This is a genomic window from Streptococcus sp. SO2 (assembly GCF_030440025.1).
The window spans coordinates 330,846-346,734 of sequence record NZ_JAQFJH010000001.1 but is presented as its reverse complement, the minus strand read 5'-3'; the positions used below and the strand labels follow the sequence as shown (position 1 = coordinate 346,734).

14 protein-coding genes and 3 pseudogenes are annotated in these 15,889 nt (G+C 40.6%); 15 read left to right on the top strand and 2 right to left on the bottom strand.

The window, feature by feature from the left end; genetic code table 11:
• The first annotated feature begins 46 nt into the window (after positions 1-46).
• The 3 genes from PCY17_RS01635 (at position 47) to PCY17_RS01625 (ending at position 3,891) form a co-directional block, all read left to right on the top strand.
• On the top strand, positions 47-574 hold the full coding sequence (locus tag PCY17_RS01635) for an AAA family ATPase (protein WP_084944210.1): 528 nt from the start codon (positions 47-49) through the stop codon (positions 572-574).
• Positions 575-806: 232 nt separating this feature from the next.
• Positions 807-2,528, top strand: a complete 1,722-nt coding sequence (gene pabB / locus PCY17_RS01630; protein WP_084944211.1) for an aminodeoxychorismate synthase component I — start codon at positions 807-809, stop codon at positions 2,526-2,528.
• A gap of 103 nt (positions 2,529-2,631) precedes the next feature.
• Positions 2,632-3,891, top strand: coding sequence for an Ltp family lipoprotein (locus PCY17_RS01625; protein ID WP_084855945.1), 1,260 nt, complete (start codon positions 2,632-2,634; stop codon positions 3,889-3,891).
• A 124-nt stretch (positions 3,892-4,015) separates the two neighbouring features.
• On the opposite strand, the pseudogene PCY17_RS01620 reads toward PCY17_RS01625, so the two are convergent.
• A pseudogene (locus PCY17_RS01620) lies at positions 4,016-4,462 on the bottom strand (helix-turn-helix domain-containing protein); the annotation flags it as partial.
• Between the two features lie 168 nt (positions 4,463-4,630).
• Here PCY17_RS01620 and PCY17_RS01615 point away from each other — a divergent pair.
• The 3 genes from PCY17_RS01615 (at position 4,631) to PCY17_RS01605 (ending at position 9,087) form a co-directional block, all read left to right on the top strand.
• Positions 4,631-7,063, top strand: coding sequence for an Ltp family lipoprotein (locus PCY17_RS01615; protein ID WP_084944212.1), 2,433 nt, complete (start codon positions 4,631-4,633; stop codon positions 7,061-7,063).
• A 125-nt stretch (positions 7,064-7,188) separates the two neighbouring features.
• Positions 7,189-8,148 carry an ROK family glucokinase gene (locus PCY17_RS01610; protein WP_000078551.1) on the top strand — a complete coding sequence of 320 codons (960 nt, stop codon included), beginning with the start codon at positions 7,189-7,191 and terminating at the stop codon, positions 8,146-8,148.
• 99 nt (positions 8,149-8,247) lie between these two features.
• Positions 8,248-9,087 carry a thymidylate synthase gene (locus PCY17_RS01605; RefSeq protein ID WP_084944213.1) on the top strand — a complete coding sequence of 280 codons (840 nt, stop codon included), beginning with the start codon at positions 8,248-8,250 and terminating at the stop codon, positions 9,085-9,087.
• A 42-nt stretch (positions 9,088-9,129) separates the two neighbouring features.
• Here the strand turns inward: PCY17_RS01605 and PCY17_RS01600 are convergent, their stop codons facing one another.
• Entirely contained in the window at positions 9,130-9,300 is a 171-nt protein-coding gene (locus PCY17_RS01600) for a DUF3042 family protein (protein WP_001051782.1), read from the bottom strand.
• A 120-nt stretch (positions 9,301-9,420) separates the two neighbouring features.
• Between PCY17_RS01600 and miaA the strand changes: the two genes are divergently transcribed.
• The 9 genes and pseudogenes from miaA to PCY17_RS01555 form a co-directional block, all read left to right on the top strand.
• Positions 9,421-10,305, top strand: a complete 885-nt coding sequence (gene miaA, locus PCY17_RS01595; protein WP_000850175.1) for a tRNA (adenosine(37)-N6)-dimethylallyltransferase MiaA — start codon at positions 9,421-9,423, stop codon at positions 10,303-10,305.
• The gene (hflX, locus tag PCY17_RS01590) at positions 10,298-11,536 is read left to right on the top strand and encodes a GTPase HflX (protein WP_301391064.1); all 1,239 of its coding nucleotides are present in this window, start codon (positions 10,298-10,300) and stop codon (positions 11,534-11,536) included. The genes miaA and hflX overlap by 8 nt, the downstream gene beginning before the upstream one ends.
• Entirely contained in the window at positions 11,529-12,152 is a 624-nt protein-coding gene (locus tag PCY17_RS01585; protein ID WP_084944215.1) for a cystathionine beta-lyase, read from the top strand. Before hflX ends, PCY17_RS01585 begins: the two co-directional genes overlap by 8 nt.
• A gap of 14 nt (positions 12,153-12,166) precedes the next feature.
• On the top strand, positions 12,167-13,096 hold the full coding sequence (rnz, locus tag PCY17_RS01580; RefSeq protein WP_049549780.1) for a ribonuclease Z: 930 nt from the start codon (positions 12,167-12,169) through the stop codon (positions 13,094-13,096).
• A gap of 20 nt (positions 13,097-13,116) precedes the next feature.
• Complete coding sequence (locus PCY17_RS01575) at positions 13,117-13,872, top strand: SDR family oxidoreductase (protein ID WP_049549781.1); 756 nt, start codon at positions 13,117-13,119, stop codon at positions 13,870-13,872.
• A gap of 397 nt (positions 13,873-14,269) precedes the next feature.
• The gene (locus tag PCY17_RS01570; protein WP_004252308.1) at positions 14,270-14,599 is read left to right on the top strand and encodes a hypothetical protein; all 330 of its coding nucleotides are present in this window, start codon (positions 14,270-14,272) and stop codon (positions 14,597-14,599) included.
• A gap of 6 nt (positions 14,600-14,605) precedes the next feature.
• The gene (locus PCY17_RS01565; RefSeq protein ID WP_006150191.1) at positions 14,606-14,800 is read left to right on the top strand and encodes a helix-turn-helix transcriptional regulator; all 195 of its coding nucleotides are present in this window, start codon (positions 14,606-14,608) and stop codon (positions 14,798-14,800) included.
• A 243-nt stretch (positions 14,801-15,043) separates the two neighbouring features.
• Positions 15,044-15,510: pseudogene (locus PCY17_RS01560) on the top strand (alpha amylase N-terminal ig-like domain-containing protein); the annotation flags it as partial.
• Positions 15,502-15,696: pseudogene (locus tag PCY17_RS01555) on the top strand (short-chain dehydrogenase); the annotation flags it as partial. The pseudogenes PCY17_RS01560 and PCY17_RS01555, both read left to right, overlap by 9 nt.
• Positions 15,697-15,889: the final 193 nt, after the last annotated feature.

Sequence of the window (15,889 nt, the reverse complement as noted above, 5' to 3'; positions counted from 1 at the left end):
AAGTTATCGTAAGTTAGAGATATTTCAAGTATGTAGAGGTATAAGGTTGGAAAATTGTGTTTATATTATTTCAGGTCCCCCAGGCGTTGGAAAGAGCACCGTCAGCAAAGAGTTGGCCTATTCTTTTGACAAAAGTGCAGTTATAGAGGGCGACATGATTTACTTAATGATTAAAGGAGGTCTCGTAGCTCCTTGGGAAGATGATGGATTTTACATGGATTTATTCTGGGATAATATCATCAGTCTGACCAATAATTTCTTGGATCGTGGCGTTACTGTCGTGATAGAGTATGTCATATTTGAAGATCAACTGAAGAAAATTGCAGCCTTCTTAAAAGAAAAACGAATTAAGCTAAAATATTGTGTCCTAATGGCTCAAGAAGAAACCTTGAAAGATAGGGATTCTTCTCGAAAAGAAATTGAGAGAACGGGCGATTTATCAATCCAAGCAAGAAATGAGTTTCTAGCTAAAAATAGTGAGAAACATCATTTTCTATTCACGGATGATTTAGATGTCAAGGAAACGGTAAACATCATTAAAACTTCAAATCAATTTTTAATTTCTGAACAGTAAAAGACAGAGAGAGTAAGGGTATAGAAACTAAGACTCTCCCTGTTTTTTTGTTGGATTTTTGTTGTAAAGTGCTCCAAATAAGACCAGTTTTTACAAGAAGAAGGGGTACTATCTAATGGAGAATTGCCAAAAGTAGAAAAAGTAAGGTAGAGAATTTTTTTCGTTATAGAAATCAGTAAACAAAGCTGGATTTAGCTGTTCTAGGTCGGCTTTTTTGTGCTATACTTAAGATATGCATAGAAAAACAGTGATTGATTTTAGAGCTTTGGGGGAGAGATACACTTTTACCCAGCCGATTAAAGAGTTAAAAACGAGAGATTTAGCAGAAGTGGCGGATTTGCTAGCACAAGTGGAAAGCTACCAAGAGCAAGGCTATTATGTGGTGGGCTACGTTAGTTACGAGGCTGCACCTGCATTTGAGGAGAAATTAGCAGTTCATAAAGCTCCTTTACTGGGCGAGTATCTGCTATATTTTACAGTTCATGATAGGGTAGAAACATCGCCTATTCCTCTGACTTATGAGGAAGTAGATCTGCCTTCAAAGTGGCAAGAAGTAACATCTGCGACAGACTATGAAAAGGCGATTGCCCAGATTCACCATCATTTGCGTCAGGGGGATACCTACCAGGTCAACTACACTGTCCAACTCAAGCAAGACCTAAGTGCCAATCCCTTTGCCATCTACAATCGCATGGTGGTAGAACAGGAGGCGGGCTACAATGCCTATGTTGAACATGACGAGATGGCGGTGATTTCCATGAGCCCAGAGCTCTTTTTTGAGCAAAATGACCGTGAATTAACGACTCGCCCAATGAAAGGAACAACCCAGCGGGGAGTGACTGACCAAGAAGACCTTGCCCAAGCTAGCTGGCTAGAACAGGATCCTAAAAATCGCTCTGAAAATATGATGATTGTGGATCTTTTGCGCAACGATATGAACCGTATTTCTGAGGTGGGGAGTGAGCACGTGGAGCGTCTTTGCCAAGTGGAGCAGTATTCGACTGTTTGGCAGATGACGTCGACCATCAAGAGTCAGTTACGACCGGATGTTGACCTAGTTGAAATCTTCCGTTCGCTCTTTCCATGTGGATCCATAACGGGAGCTCCCAAAATTGCGACCATGGAAATCATCAAGGACTTGGAGCCACAACCCAGAGGAGTCTACTGCGGAACGATTGGTCTCTTGCTTCCAAATGGGCGCCGGATTTTTAATGTCGCCATTCGAACTATTCAACTCTACAAGGGTCAAGCCATCTATGGAGTTGGAGGCGGGATTACTTGGGATAGCACCTGGGAGTCTGAATACCGTGAAGTTCATCAAAAGGCGGCTGTTCTCTATCGTAAACAAGCTCGTTTCAAACTGATTACAACTGGGAAAATCAGCCAGAAGCGTTTACCATTTGAAGATCAACATCTGGAAAGACTGACAAAGGCGAGTCGTTATTTTGCCTTTCCTTTTGATCCGGAAGACTTGAGACAAAAGATAGAGATGGAGTGTCAGGCCTGTGATTCCCACCAAGACTACCGTTTGCGAATAATCCTCAGCAAATCTGGAGAGATAGAACTCAGTCGCCAAATCTTAGCACCCCTCAGTCCAAGTTTCTGCAAAGCCAAACTTTGTCTGCAAGAAGCAGATTTGAATCAATCATTTACCTACTTCAAAACCACTCACAGACCGCACTTGAGCTTAGGGGAACAGGAAATCATTTACCATAATGTGGTAGGAGAGCTATTAGAAACCTCTATTGGAAATCTGGTCTTAAAAATTAATGGTAAGCTCTACACACCGCCTATCAGTCTAGGGATTTTGCCAGGAATTTACCGCCAGCATTTGCTGGAAAGAGGACAGGTAGAGGAAAAAGTTCTGACTTTGGCAGACTTGAACCAAGCAGAAGCTATCTATGGCTGTAACGCAGTCAGAGGTTTGTATGAGTTGGAAGTGAATCCTAAATGATTCTTTAAATTTAAAAACAACATGATAAATATGTTAAATAATTTGAATTGTTGAATTAAGTTTGATAAAATAAAAAGAAAACGATGTCCTTTTAAAGGAGGAAATGATGAAAAAAACTTTTCTTTTAAAAACTAGTCTAGCTAGTTTATCTGTTTTGACAATACTTGCTCAACCGACTTTTGCTAATGATACAATTCACTTTTCTAGTTGCACAGAAGCATGGCAAAATGGCTACTCTGATATTCATAGAGGAGAGCCTGGATATTCTTCTAGACTAGACAAAGATGGTGACGGAGTTGCCTGTGAACGCTCAAAAGCCCCTCGAGGTGTTTTTAAACCACGTCAATCTCATTCTCAATCTAGTCGAACAACTAGTGGTTGGGTGAATCGTGACGGTGCTTGGTATTACCTCAAATCCGACGGATCATATGTTACAAACAGCTGGCAAGGAAATTACTATCTCAAGTCCGATGGCAAGATGGCTAAAAATGAATGGCTTTATGACAACGTCTACCAAGGCTGGTATTACCTCAAATCAGATGGTACTTATGCAAAAAACAGCTGGCAAGGTAATTATTATCTCAAGTCAAATGGTAAGATGGCTAGTAGCGAGTGGGTGTATGATGGAGGTTACCAAGGCTGGTATTACCTCAAATCAGATGGTACTTATGCAAAAAACAGTTGGCAAGGAAATTACTATCTCAAGTCCGATGGTAAGATGGCTAAAAGCGAGTGGATTTATGATGGAGGCTACCAAGGATGGTATTACCTCAAATCTGATGGATCATATGCTAAAAGCAGTTGGCAAGGAAATTATTATCTCAAGTCCGATGGTAAGATGGCTAAAAGCGAGTGGATTTATGATGGAGGCTACCAAGGCTGGTATTATCTCAAATCTGACGGATCATATGCTAAAAGCAGTTGGCAAGGAAATTACTATCTCAAGTCCGATGGTAAGATGGCCAAGAATGAATGGGTTGATGGTGGACGTTACTTTGTAGGTTCTGATGGCTTATGGCAAAATCAGTCAGTTAGCCAGTCCAGCTCTAACCAGACTAAAACAGACTATGCAAATGCTCTTGAGAAAGCAAAAAATTACAATTCGTGGGCAAATATGTCTAAGAAGCGTTTGTACAAACAATTGACTTCTCAATATGGAGAAAAATTTACAAGTGATGCCGCACAATATGCCATCGATCATTTGAATGCAGACTATAAGGCAAATGCCTTAGCAAAGGCTAAAATTTACCAAAAACAATTTAATAAATCGAAAGATGCAATATACGATCAGTTGGTTTCGCCTTATGGTGAAGAATTTACTGAAGAAGAAGCTAACTATGCCATTCAACATTTGGGTGACTAATTATTTAGAATAACTATTTTAACACTGATTGATAAGTCAAGTGCAACAAAGTTGTTCCTCTAATTAAGAGAGTATCTTTAAAGCTGTTTGAGTGAGCTCAAACAGCTTTTTTGCGGACTATAGCCAAGTTCAAAATAGAAGCTTCTCCTATTGTCTTTCCACTCAGAACAGAATGGATTTTCCAATTTCAAAAAGGGGTTGGAGTTTATAGGTGTGAACAAAGGCATCTATGCTATGTCCCGTTGGTTTCTCTCCCATTACTTCTGTAAATTCTTTCAGAAAGTCGTCCAATAAACGATATAGTTTCAAATAATAGCTGGCTTCTCTAGCACACTGATAACAGTTATGGGTAGCATCTGCATAATGGTGTAGGTAATAGATTTTCTGCCCATTGACTTATTTCACTTATGTTATGGAACCACGATTCATTTTACGAGTAATAGTAGAGCAGTTTCCCCCAGTCTACGAGCAAACTCAGCAGGTTTGAGTCCTACGTTTAAATAAGCTTCAATTTCTAGTCGCTCAGCTTCAGATAAGTGCTTGTATAAGAATAATTAGTGGACATGTTCATCTTCTTTTATACTGTTTTTCGCAACTCTAGTATATCAGATGAACATGTCTTTTGTGTTGCACTTCATTTTAAAATAGGGCTTTCATAAATAGTTATTATTTGAGTGTAAAAAAAATTAAGTATATGGTATACTATAGGTATAAATCATTAAAAATAATGGAGATTTTTATGAAAAAATCAAAAAAATTTTTAGTAACCAGCTTAGCAACTGCAACACTGGGACTTATTTCATTTGCGGATACAACTGGAGACTTTCCTTTCTCGGCTCAGCATGTTTCTGCTCAAGAAAAGGATGCATCTAAAAATGGTAAGGTTGTAAAAGAGAATACAACTTCGGCGTCAAATCAAGCTGAGAAATCAAAAACACCAGCGCAAAATCCAGCTGAGAAACCAAAAACACCAGCACCGAAACCAGAACCAAAGCCAGCGCCGAAACCAGCTGAGAAACCGAAAACACCAGCTCAAAAACCTGCTGAGAAACCTAAAAATACAAGTCCTAAAGAGGATAAGTCCAAATCTACAGCTCAGTCTGGTTGGGTAGGCTCATCGTACTATGAAAATGGTACTAAAGTTACTAATAAGTGGATTTTTGATAAAAAAGCTAATTCTTATTTCTATCTAAATGCTTCGGGAAACTATGTCCAAAATGCTTGGGTAGGCAATTACTATCTTAAATCAGATGGTAAAATGGCTAAGAGTGAATGGATTTATGATAAAAACTATGGATCCTATTATTATCTAACCGCAGAAGGTAGCTACGCTCGAAACGCATGGGTAGGTAATTACTATCTAAAATCAGACGGGAAGAGAGCTAAAAATGAATGGATTTATGACAATAACTATGGGTCATACTATTATTTAACAGGAGAAGGCAGCTACGCTCGCAACACATGGGTAGGCAATTACTATCTTAAATCAGATGGTAAGATGGCTAAAGCTGAGTGGATTTATGACAAAAACTATGGATCCTATTATTATCTAACAGCAGAAGGCAGCTACGCTCGCAACAAATGGGTAGGTAATTACTATCTAAAATCAGATGGTAAGATGGCCAAAAATGAATGGGTAGATGGTGGTCGTTATTATGTAGGAGACGATGGTCTGTGGCAACCAAAACCAGCGCCAAAGCCAGCACCAAAACCAGCTGAGAAACCGAAAACGCCAGCACCAAAACCAGCTGAGAAACCGAAAACGCCAGCACCAAAACCAGCTGAGAAACCGAAAACGCCAGCACAAAAACCTGCTGAGAAACCAAAAACACCAGCACAAAAACCTGCTGAGAAACCAAAAACACCAGCACCAAAACCAGCTGAGAAACCGAAAACACCAGCACCGAAACCAGCTGAGAAACCGAAAACACCAGCACAAAAACCTGCTGAGAAACCAAAAACACCAGCACCAAAACCGACTGAAAAAGCTAAAGAAACAACTCCTAAACAGGATAAATCACAATCTAAAGTTCAGTCTGGCTGGGTAGGAAATTACTACCTCAAATCAGATGGAAAGAGAGCTAAAAATGAATGGGTAGATGGTGGTCGTTATTATGTTGATTCTGATGGAAAAAAGGTTAAAAGTGACTGGATTTATGATAAAAACTATGGTTCCTATTATTATCTAACAGCAGAAGGAAGCTCTGCTCGTAATAAATGGGTAGGTAGATATTATCTCAAATCAGATGGTAAGATGGCCAAGAATGAATGGGTAGATGGCGGTCGTTACTATGTGGGATCAGATGGTGAAATGGTTAGGGGCAAATGGGTAGATGGTGGCCGTTACTATGTAGGATACGATGGTGTGCGGCAACCAAAACCGGCAGATGGGAATCCATACTCAGCAGCTTTAAAGAAAGCAAAAGATTATAATTCGTTTTCACATATGTCAAAAAAAGCTCTCTATGAGCAATTAACGTGGCATGGTTTTTCAGGTTCAGCAGTGCAGTATGCCATCAATCACTTGAATGCAGATTACAAAGCAAATGCCTTAATTCAAGCAAGAAAGTATACCGATTTATCGAAGACAAAAATTTATGAGAGGCTAACTTCTCCTTGGATTGGAAGATTTACAAAAGAAGAAGCAAACTATGCCATTCAAAAACTAGATTTAGCACCAGAAGGAAGCATTGCCCGCAATAAATGGGTAGGATACTATTATTATAAATCAGATGGAAAGATAGCCAAGAATGAATGGGTAGATGGTGGCCGTTACTATGTGGGATCAGATGGTGAAATGGCTAGGGGCAAATGGGTAGATGGTGGCCGTTACTATGTAGGATACGATGGTGTGCGGCAACTAAAACCGGCAGATGGGAACCCGTACAATGCTGCTTTAAGTAAAGCGAAAAGTTATAATTCGTCTGTACATATGTCAAAAAAAGCTCTCTATGACCAATTAGCGTGGCATGGTTTTTCAAGTTCAGCAGTGCAGTATGCCATCGATCACTTGAATGCAGATTACAAAGCAAATGCCTTAATTCGAGCAAGAGAATACCGAAAGAATACCAATTTATCAAAGACAAAAATTTATGAGAGGCTAACTTCTCCTTGGAATGGACAATTTACAAAAGAAGAAGCAAACTATGCAATTCAACATTTAGGTGACTAATTTTTACAAATAGTGAAGCAAATGAGATGTTTTAATTTTGGCTTGTAGCCTGCAAACCTTTGCACAAAAGAGACGATTTTGTTATACTATATCTGTAAGCATTTTCAATTAAAAAGGAGAAGACGATGAGTCAAAAGATTATTGGGATTGACCTTGGTGGAACATCTATCAAGTTTGCAATTTTAACTCAAGAGGGAGAAATCCAAGAAAAATGGTCTATCAAGACTAATATTTTGGATGAAGGAAGCCATATCGTAGATGATATGATTGAGTCTATTCAACATCGTTTGGACTTGCTTGGATTGTCAGCCACAGACTTCCGAGGGATTGGGATGGGATCACCTGGTGTGGTTGACCGTGAAAAAGGAACTGTTATCGGTGCCTACAACCTCAACTGGAAAACCCTTCAACCAATTAAAGAAAAGATTGAAAAAGCCTTGGGGATTCCATTCTTCATTGATAATGATGCCAACGTAGCTGCTCTTGGTGAGCGTTGGATGGGGGCTGGTGAGAACCAACCGGATGTTGTCTTTATGACACTTGGTACAGGTGTTGGTGGCGGTATCGTGGCAGAAGGCAAATTGCTTCACGGTGTTGCTGGAGCGGCAGGTGAGCTTGGCCATATCACTGTTGACTTTGACCAACCAATCGCATGTACCTGTGGTAAAAAAGGCTGTCTTGAGACAGTTGCTTCTGCAACAGGGATTGTCAACTTGACTCGTCGATATGCAGATGAATACGAAGGCGATGCGGCCTTGAAACGCTTGATAGACGACGGTGAAGAAGTAACAGCAAAAACTGTCTTCGACCTTGCAAAAGAAGGGGACGACCTTGCCTTGATCGTTTACCGTAACTTCTCACGTTACTTGGGTATCGCTTGTGCTAATATCGGCTCCATCCTCAACCCTTCAACGATTGTTATCGGTGGTGGGGTGTCAGCTGCAGGAGAATTCCTTCTACAAGGTGTTCAAAAAGTCTACGACGAAAATACCTTCCCACAAGTACGCACATCTACTAAATTGGCTCTTGCAACTCTAGGAAATGACGCTGGAGTTATCGGAGCAGCATCACTTGTATTGCAATAAGATAATAAAAAGGGGAAAAACACTACTTTAAAGCCAGTGATTTTCCTCCTTTCTTTTTTTATGCTATACTAGTTAGGACAATAAATGAGGTGAGAGTAAATGACAAAAGCTGATACGATTTTTAAAGAGAATATTGAACGAATCCTCAAAGACGGTGTCTTTTCTGAGCAGGCTCGTCCCAAGTACAAGGATGGGACTGTTGCCAACTCCAAGTACATAACGGGTGCCTTTGCAGAGTATGATTTGTCAAAAGGTGAATTTCCCATCACAACCTTGCGACCCATTGCAATCAAATCCGCCATCAAGGAAGTACTCTGGATTTACCAAGATCAGTCTAATAGCCTAGAAGTGTTAAACAGTAAGTACAATGTTCACTACTGGAATGACTGGGAAGTGGGAGATACGGGAACCATCGGTGAACGCTATGGGGCGGTCGTTAAGAAACACGATATCATTAATAAGATTCTCAAGCAGTTGGAAGCCAATCCCTGGAACCGCCGCAATATCATCTCACTCTGGGATTACCAAGCATTTGAGGAGACAGACGGCCTCCTTCCATGCGCCTTTCAGACCATGTTTGATGTCCGTCGCGTTGATGGGGAAATCTATCTGGATGCGACCTTGACCCAGCGCTCTAATGATATGCTGGTGGCTCACCATATCAATGCCATGCAGTATGTGGCTCTTCAAATGATGATTGCCAAGCATTTTGGCTGGAAGATTGGGAAGTTTTTCTATTTTATCAACAACCTCCATATCTATGATAATCAGTTTGAACAAGCTCAGGAATTGCTCCGTCGTGAGCCGTCAAACTGCCAACCTCGTTTGGTTTTAAATGTTCCTGATGGGACTAATTTCTTTGATATCAAAGCGGAAGACTTTGAGTTGGTTGACTATGATCCGGTCAAGCCACAACTGAAGTTTGATTTGGCTATTTAAGAAAATAAAAAGAAGTTGAGATTTCTCAACTTCTTTTGTTGCTTAATGTGATACGCGGCGGCGAGCTGCTTTTTTGCGGTTTTCTTCGATGAAAGCTGCTTTTTGCTCTTCTGGCTCAATCACTTTCTTTTTAATTGCGTATACTGCACCTGCAACGGCAGCGACAGTTCCTGCGACACCTGTTACAAGACCTTTAGCGAATCCTTTAGCCATGAGTCTTCCTCCTTTATCTTCTCGATCAGCCAGGCTCCCCAAGTGGTAGCATTTTTCTGACTGACCTTTTTGTGATATAATAATAGTAACGAAAAAATGGAAATTTTTCAAGGAAAAAAGATGAAAACAAAAATAATTGTGATTGTTGGACCGACTGCTGTTGGGAAGACAGCCCTTGCTATTGAAGTGGCCAAGCGCTTTGGTGGAGAGGTGGTTAGTGGTGACAGTCAGCAAGTATACAGAAGGCTAGATATTGGGACGGCCAAGGCTAGCCCAGAGGAGCAAGCTGCTGTTCCTCATCATTTGATTGATGTCAGAGAGGTGACCGAGTCTTACTCGGCTTTTGATTTTGTTTCAGAAGCTAAGAAGGCTATTGAGGATATTCAAAGCCGTGGCAAGCTAGCCATTATAGCTGGTGGAACTGGGCTTTATATTCAGAGCTTGCTGGAAGGCTACCATCTAGGTGGAGAGACACCTCATGAGGAGATATTAGCCTATCGAGCTAGTTTAGAGCCTTATTCAGATGAGGAATTAGTCCATCTCGTGAAGCAAGCAGGCCTTGAAATTCCCCAGTTTAACCGTCGTCGTGCCATGCGTGCCTTGGAAATTGCCCATTTTGGTAAGGATTTGAAAAATCAGGAAAGTCCTTATGAAGCTTTGATTATCTGCTTGGATGATGAACGCAGTCAGCTTTATGAACGTATCAACCGTCGAGTAGATCTGATGTTTGAGGCTGGACTTTTGGATGAGGCTAAGTGGCTCTTTGACCATTATCCAGATGTGCAGGCAGCCAAAGGCATTGGCTACAAGGAACTCTTTCCTTATTTCCGTGGGGAGCAAACTCTTGAGGAAGCCAGCGATAGTCTCAAACAGGCAACCCGCCGTTTTGCTAAGCGTCAGTTGACCTGGTTCCGTAATCGCATGCAGGTGACCTTTTATCAGATAGGAGAGCCTGGAGTTCAAAACCGCATTTTAAGCCAGATTGAGGAGTTTTTAAATGATTGAAACGGAGAAAAAAGAGGAACGTGTCCTACTCATCGGTGTGGAATTGCAGGGCATGGACAATTTTGACCTCTCCATGGAAGAATTGGCCAGTCTGGCTAAGACAGCTGGGGCCGTCGTTGTGGATAGCTACAGGCAAAAACGGGAAAAGTATGACTCCAAGACCTTTGTCGGCTCTGGTAAGTTGGAAGAGATTGCGCGGATGGTGGATGCAGAAGAAATTACCACAGTCATTGTCAATAACCGCTTAACTCCACGGCAAAATGTCAATCTAGAAGAAGTTCTCGGTGTCAAGGTCATAGACCGTATGCAGTTGATTCTGGATATCTTTGCCATGCGGGCTCGAAGCCATGAAGGAAAACTCCAAGTTCATTTGGCTCAGCTCAAGTATCTCTTGCCTCGCTTGGTTGGTCAGGGGATTATTCTCAGCCGTCAGGCAGGGGGAATTGGTTCCCGTGGTCCAGGTGAAAGCCAGCTGGAATTGAATCGTCGTAGTGTTCGTAATCAAATCACAGATATCGAGCGCCAGCTCAAGGTGGTAGAGAAAAATCGGGCAACAGTTAGAGAAAAACGTCTGGAGTCGAGTACCTTTAAGATTGGTTTGATTGGCTACACCAATGCTGGGAAATCAACCATCATGAACACCTTGACCAGCAAGACCCAGTATGAGGCTGACGAGCTCTTTGCGACCCTGGATGCGACAACTAAGAGTATCCATCTGGGGGGCAATCTTCAGGTTACCTTGACTGATACGGTTGGGTTTATCCAAGATTTGCCGACTGAATTGGTGTCCAGTTTCAAGTCAACCTTGGAAGAAAGCAAGCATGTGGACCTTCTGGTGCATGTCATTGATGCCAGCAATCCTTACCACGAGGAGCATGAAAAAACGGTTCTGTCTATCATGAAAGACTTGGATATGGAGGATATTCCTCGACTGACCCTTTACAATAAAGCGGATTTGGTGGAGGATTTCACGCCTACTCAAACGCCGTATGCCCTCATTTCTGCCAAGTCTGAGGATAGTCGTGAGAACTTGCAAGCATTGTTTTTGGAGAAGATCAAGGATATTTTTGAAGTCTTTACCCTGCGCGTGCCTTTTTCAAAATCCTACAAGATACATGATCTAGAAAGTGTAGCGATTCTGGAAGAGCGCGACTATCAAGATGATGGAGAAGTGATTACAGGCTACATTTCTGAGAAAAACAAATGGAGGTTAGAGGAATTTTATGACTGATATTAAAACTTTGGCTCTAAAGTATGGAGGTTATACAAGTCTGGATAAGGTCTATCTGGATCAACTTCTAGCTGGCAAAACAGAACAAGAGCAGTTGGCTCTCATCACACCTCCGCCGAGTGTCGTCAATGCTTACTTTGCTGAACTCTACCAGAAAAAGAGCCCTGAAGCTGCGACGGATTATTTTTCAGAACTCAGTCAGGAACTAAATCTCTACAATGTTGAACCAAGTTTCACCTTTGAAAATAAGCCTTTTATTCGTCTTAATTTATCTGGCAAATCCTTTGGCTTTTGCTATGAGAGTGAGGGCTTGGGGCGGATCTTCTCTGAAAATGAAGAGGAAATCTCGGATGACTTGCTTTTTGAGATTGCGCAAATTTTCCCTCATCAACTCGTCTTTGAAGAATCTGGAAAGATTTACATGAATCCTGTCGGAGATGAGGAAGTTGTTAGTGTGGAAAGTCTCACAGCCTTAACAGACTTGGAAATTTTAGCAGATGGTCGTAAACGTCTCAAAGGCTACAGCCAAGAGGATTTATTGCAAGAAGCTGCTGCTTTTTCTGGAAAGCGCTATTTCCGATCGGAAAACCGCACAGCCATGTTATATATTGATTAATTAGAAAGTATCGAATGGATATTCAATTTTTAGGAACAGGGGCCGGTCAGCCCTCTAAAGCTCGCAACGTTTCAAGTCTAGCATTGAAACTCTTGGACGAGATTAACGAAGTCTGGCTCTTTGACTGTGGAGAAGGAATGCAAAATCGTATTCTGGAAACCACAATTCGACCACGTAAGGTCAGCAAAATCTTTATCACTCACTTGCACGGAGATCACATCTTTGGATTGCCAGGATTTCTCTCTAGCCGTGCTTTTCAGGCTAATGAGGAGCAGACAGATTTGGACATTTATGGACCACAAGGGATCAAGTCATTTGTCTTAACCAGTCTACGTGTGTCGGGTTCTCGTCTGCCTTATCGCATTCATTTTCATGAGTTTGACCAAGATTCTCTAGGGAAAATCCTTGAGACCGATAAATTCACGGTGTATGCAGAGGAGCTGGACCACACTATTTTCTGTGTTGGCTATCGTGTCATGCAAAAGGACTTAGAAGGTACCTTGGATGCTGAAAGACTTAAGGCTGCTGGTGTTCCATTTGGCCCGCTTTTTGGAAAAATCAAAAACGGTCAGGACGTTGTTCTAGAAGACGGAACTGAAATCAAGGCAGCAGACTATATCTCAGCACCACGACCTGGTAAGATTATTACTATTCTGGGTGACACCCGAAAAGCTAATGCCAGTGTGCGTCTAGCTGTTAACGCTGATGTCCTTGTCCATGAGTCGACTTATGGCAAGGGAGATGAAAAAATTGCCCGCAACCACGGTCACTCAACCAATATGCAGGCAGCACAAGTAGCAGCAGAAGCCGGTGCTAAACGCCTCTTGCTCAATCATATCAGTGCTCGTTTCCTCTCAAAAGATATCAGTCAGCTCAAGAAAGATGCGGCAACTGTTTTTGAAAATGTCCATGTGGTCAAAGACTTGGAAGAAGTGGAAATTTAGAAGATTGAGAAAGGATAAGTATGCGCACCATCATCATCACTGGAGCAAGCGGTGGCTTAGCCCAAGAAATGGTCAAACTCTTGCCAAATGACCAACTCATCTTGCTAGGTAGAAACAAGGAAAAACTAGCCCAACTATATGGAAATCATCCTCATGTGGAATTAATTGAAATCGATATTACTGATGACTCAGCCCTGGAAGCACTAGTAGCTGACCTCTATCTCCGTTATGGCAAGATTGATGTCTTGATTAACAATGCTGGCTATGGAATTTTTGAAGATTTCAACAAGATCTCTGATCAAGACATTCACCAGATGTTTGAGGTCAATACCTTTGCCCTGATGAATCTGTCTCGTCGCTTTGCGGAGCGCATGAAGGAAAGTCGAAAAGGTCATATCATCAATATCGTCAGCATGGCAGGATTGATAGCGACTGGCAAGTCTAGTCTATATTCTGCGACCAAGTTTGCGGCCATTGGTTTTTCAAATGCTCTTCGCCTTGAGCTCATGCCCTATGGTGTCTATGTGACAACTGTTAATCCAGGACCTATCCGTACAGGATTTTTTGACCAGGCAGACCCAGATGGGACCTACCTCAAATCGGTCGACCGTTTTCTATTGGAACCAGATGCTGTCGCGCAAAAGATTGTTAAGACCATAGGCAAAAACAAACGTGAAATCAATCTTCCGCTCTTACTGAATCTAGCCCATAAGTTTTATACCCTCTTTCCCAAGTTAGCAGATAAGTTGGCTGGGGAAACCTTTAATTATAAGTGAAAAGGCTGTTCCCTTGAGGAATGGCTTTTTATTTTTTTCGGTTGCTAATTTGTAGAAAAATACCACATGATAAACAGGCAGTTTATAACGATTAAGCCCATTTAAGGTATAAATAGAGATAAGAAAGCAGAAAAGAGAGGATAAACTTCGAGTCTAACATAACTGAAAGTATATCTATAGCCGAAGCTTATGAAGTCAAGATAAAATAGGATTAAAAGAACTTGCCCTTTGTCAGATTGATTAGACTGTAAATTGGAGTTAGGAATATTCTTAGAATAGATGAAGAAAATAAAAAAAGTAAAAATGTTAAAATATCTTGACATTTTATCGATTTAGAGTATAATAAGAAATGTAAAGAGCTCTTGACATTATTACAAAAATTTGGAGGAACAAAGCCATGAAAAAGATGGATGAAATGGACAGAGATATTCAGTTGCGTTCTGAGGAGTGGGGCTATAAAACAGCGCTTTTGGGTTTATGTGCATGGACAGGATTTAATATCTATCAAGCACTTGTTGTTGGTGGCAAACTTGAAATGCTTCCTTGCTTAATTTTGATCTTATCTGTAAGTGTGCAAGGATTTGCTCAAACCGCAATAAAACGCAATATGATTGCTGGTGATGAAGAGTATAAAGAACCAAATAAACTTGTTCAAGGAGTCATTCTAGCAGTTGTCACTGTTATCGTAGTATTGGCTGTTGGCGTTTATTTTTTTCAGAAAGACTAATGCTGTATGAAAAATAACATCAAACAGTTAAGAAAGTCTGAGGGACTACGTCAGGAAGATATGGCAAGAATATTAGGCGTTAGTCGACAAACCATAATTGCTATAGAGAATGACAAGTACAATCCTACACTTGAACTAGCAATGAAAATTGCAAGGTTGCTACGACTACATGTTGAAGAAATTTTCATTTTAGAAGATTAAAGATATCAGATAGCTTTTATTTTAATCATCTGATTCGTAATGATGAGAGAGTTTTTCAGTTCATGGAAACTCTCTTTTTAAAGCTCAAAAAGAGTCTACTCAATTTTACCCTTGTCCATCTTATATATCTATCGTAAAACTGGTATAAAATTTGCAAATAAACAGCTAAAATAGTATACTAGTTCTGTTAATTATGAAAACGTTTGCTTTTTTGTTGATGATAGATTATTTAGGAGACAAATGATGGAATTAACAGCTATTTATCATAGACCAGAATCAGAGTATGCATATCTTTACAAGGAAGATCAGCTACATATCCGAATTAGAACCAAGATAAATGATGTCCAGAAGGTTATCTTACACTATGGAGATCCCTTTATTTTCATTGAGGATAAGTATGAAGCCAAGAAAGAAATGACCAAAGTAACCTCAGATGCCCTATTTGACTATTGGCAGATTACAGTCTCGGTTGATTTTTTACGCATTCAGTATCTCTTTGAACTCCTTGATAAAGAGGGTAAGGGTATTTTTATGTAGATAAGGAACATACTCAAGAAAACTTGGATGCTGAAGGAAATGGCTTTAAACTTCCTTATGTTCACGAAATTGATGGATGTCAGGTTCCTAGTTGGGTTTCAAATACCGTGTGGTATCAGATTTTCCCAGAACGCTTTGCTAATGGAAATCCTCATTTGACGTCAGATGGGAGCTACCTCAAGTCTGTTGACCGATTTCTCTTAGAACCAGATGTAGTCGCTAGAAAAATTGTCAAAATCATAGGAAAAAACAAACGGGAACTCAATCTCCCAGTTTTGTTGAATCTAGCCCATAAGTTTTATACCCTCTTTCCCAAGCTAGCTGATAAGTTGGCAGGGGGGATCTTTAATTATAAGTAAAAGGAGTTCCTTACAAAAGGAACTTTTTTTATAATATTGAACTGAGTGTCAAAAATTTGTTTGTTTTTGTTCTAAATCTACATTCACTTTTTTCGAATCTTCTACAAATTTTAGAAAAAACAATCAAAAATATGATTTTTGTGTTTAGGGTATTGAAATTTCCTATATTATTTTATAAAATAAGGGTAAAAGG

Coding starts and splice junctions, on each gene's coding strand:
- rnz (WP_049549780.1), top strand. CDS start 12,167: ATGGATATTCAATTTTTAGGAACAGGGGCCGGTCAGCCCTCTAAAGCT.
- PCY17_RS01600 (WP_001051782.1), bottom strand. CDS start 9,300: ATGGCTAAAGGATTCGCTAAAGGTCTTGTAACAGGTGTCGCAGGAACT.
- PCY17_RS01575 (WP_049549781.1), top strand. CDS start 13,117: ATGCGCACCATCATCATCACTGGAGCAAGCGGTGGCTTAGCCCAAGAA.
- PCY17_RS01570 (WP_004252308.1), top strand. CDS start 14,270: ATGAAAAAGATGGATGAAATGGACAGAGATATTCAGTTGCGTTCTGAG.
- hflX (WP_301391064.1), top strand. CDS start 10,298: ATGATTGAAACGGAGAAAAAAGAGGAACGTGTCCTACTCATCGGTGTG.
- PCY17_RS01605 (WP_084944213.1), top strand. CDS start 8,248: ATGACAAAAGCTGATACGATTTTTAAAGAGAATATTGAACGAATCCTC.
- PCY17_RS01565 (WP_006150191.1), top strand. CDS start 14,606: ATGAAAAATAACATCAAACAGTTAAGAAAGTCTGAGGGACTACGTCAG.
- PCY17_RS01615 (WP_084944212.1), top strand. CDS start 4,631: ATGAAAAAATCAAAAAAATTTTTAGTAACCAGCTTAGCAACTGCAACA.
- miaA (WP_000850175.1), top strand. CDS start 9,421: ATGAAAACAAAAATAATTGTGATTGTTGGACCGACTGCTGTTGGGAAG.
- PCY17_RS01610 (WP_000078551.1), top strand. CDS start 7,189: ATGAGTCAAAAGATTATTGGGATTGACCTTGGTGGAACATCTATCAAG.
- pabB (WP_084944211.1), top strand. CDS start 807: ATGCATAGAAAAACAGTGATTGATTTTAGAGCTTTGGGGGAGAGATAC.
- PCY17_RS01585 (WP_084944215.1), top strand. CDS start 11,529: ATGACTGATATTAAAACTTTGGCTCTAAAGTATGGAGGTTATACAAGT.
- PCY17_RS01625 (WP_084855945.1), top strand. CDS start 2,632: ATGATGAAAAAAACTTTTCTTTTAAAAACTAGTCTAGCTAGTTTATCT.